Annotated in this window: 2 protein-coding genes; both read right to left on the bottom strand. The window is 67.0% G+C overall.

The features are described 5' to 3' along the window. Positions 1 to 11: 11 nt before the first annotated feature. Positions 12 to 1145 (bottom strand): IS630 family transposase, encoded by a 1134-nt coding sequence (locus tag ACFQ87_RS46090; RefSeq protein ID WP_380617026.1) that lies wholly within the window; start codon positions 1143 to 1145, stop codon positions 12 to 14. An 88-nt stretch (positions 1146 to 1233) separates the two neighbouring features. Then, positions 1234 to 1746 (bottom strand): DinB family protein, encoded by a 513-nt coding sequence (locus ACFQ87_RS46085; protein ID WP_380617025.1) that lies wholly within the window; start codon positions 1744 to 1746, stop codon positions 1234 to 1236. Between the last annotated feature and the right edge of the window lie 79 nt (positions 1747 to 1825).

Genomic DNA, 1825 nt, shown 5'->3' with positions numbered 1-1825 from the left:
CTAGTGCCGCATCAGGCAACGTTCGCCCTGTCGACGATGGCGCGTAGGCGCCGGTCGTCGGCATGGCGGTTTCGCCAGATGATGTAGCGGCGGATCATGCTGCCCTGCTCCTTGTGGTCGGCGTGGTCGGTGCCGTCGAGGGTGAAGTAGCGCAGTGCGGTGAACTGGGCCTCGATGCGGTTGAGCCAGGAGCTGTTCGTGGGAGTGTAGGCGATCTCGACGTTGTTCGCCGCAGCCCAGGTACCGACCCGTTGGCACTTCTTCGTGGTGAGGTGCGGGGAGAAGTTGTCGCAGACGATCGCGATACGGACTTCGGACGGGTAGAGGGTGCGCAGGTATCGGCAGAACTCGAGGAACTGGGTGCGCCGCTTGATGGGCTTGATGTGGCCGTAGAGCTTGTCCTTGGCCAGGTCCAGGGCGGCGAACAGGTGCCGGACCCCGCCGTAGCGGTTGTAGGTCGCCCGCCGCCTGCGACGCGGCTCGCGGTCGGGGTCCTTGTGCTCGCCGCCGCGCTCGGCCCACTGCCGTCCGGGGTGGGGCATCAGGTTGAGCGGCCCGAACTCGTCCATGCAGAAGACGACTTCGGGCTCGCCGTCCTCGGGTATGACCTCGCCGTCGGCGATGGCGTAGAGGTGCTCGACGCGGGCCTTCTTGGCCGCGTAGTCCGGGTCGCGGGAGGTCTTCCAGGTCTTCAGGCGTTGAAAGGAGACGCCTTCCTCGCGGAGCAGGATGCGCAGGCCCTCGTGGCTGATGTCGTCGACCACCCCCTCGGCGACCAGGAAGTCGGCCAGTTTGGTCAGGCTCCAGGTCGAGAACGGCAGGGCGTGCTCGGTCGGCTTGGACTTGGCGATCTTCTTGATCTCGCGCCGCTCGGGCAGCGTGAAGGTCTTCGGCCGGCCGCCCTTGTACTTCGGGTAGAGCGAGTCGAAGCCGTCGGTATTGAAGTTGTGGATCACGTCGCGGACCCGGTCATCGCTGGTGAACGACACCTCAGCGATCTTCGCCACCGGCATGCCCTGCGCGGACAGCAACACCATCTGGGCTCGCCGCCAGGTCACCACCGACCCGGTGCCCCTGCGGATGATCCGCAGCAGCCGCCGCCCCTCGTCGTCATCAATCTCGCGCACGCGCACACGTTCAGCCACCCGAGCACCCTGACACGACGCGCCGCCCGGCACGGAACCCGGCGGCGCGTCACTTCACAACAGGGCGGCGGCCCTACCTGATCTGGCGTCATACACCAGTGGTGCCGTCAATGCGCTCCCGGAGCAGGTCGGCGTGGCCATTGTGGCGGGCGTACTCCTCAATCATGTGGACGTAGATCCAGCGGAGGCTGACGTCCTGCTCCATGAAACGGCCGGTGTCGGTCAGAGCGCGGCCGGCGCAGAGCTCGCGGGCGCGGGCGATCTCCGCGTGCCAGGTGGCGAGGGCGTCGTGCAGTGTGGCGCCCTCGGCCAGTTCGAAGCCGCCGTCGGGGGCAGACGGGTCAGCCTGCGGGTCGTAGATGGGCGGGGCCTGTTCTCCGGCGAACACTCGGCGGAACCAGTTCCGCTCCACCTCCGCCATGTGCTGAACGAGGCCGGTCAAGGTGAAGCCGGACGGTGGCACGGACGCGACAGCGGCCTGCTCATCGTCCAGGCCCTCGCACTTCACGGCGAGGGTGACGCGGTGAAAGTCAAGCCAGCTTTCGAGCGTGGTGCTCTCGTCGGCGTTCAGGGGCGGCAAATGACGTTCGATGGCACTCATCGGACGATTATCGCCAGCGGCCAAAGCCATCGACAGGCAGGACCTCCGACAGGGCGAACGTTGCCTGATGCGGCACTAG

This window comes from Kitasatospora sp. NPDC056531 (genome assembly GCF_042794375.1).
Lineage (GTDB): Bacteria > Actinomycetota > Actinomycetes > Streptomycetales > Streptomycetaceae > Kitasatospora.
The sequence above is the reverse complement of the archived record's forward strand: the minus strand, read 5'-3'. Positions and strand labels throughout refer to the sequence as shown.

Bases quoted from the DNA above. Each gene is read 5' to 3' on its own strand.
- ACFQ87_RS46085 (WP_380617025.1), bottom strand. From the start codon at position 1,746: ATGAGTGCCATCGAACGTCATTTGCCGCCCCTGAACGCCGACGAGAGC.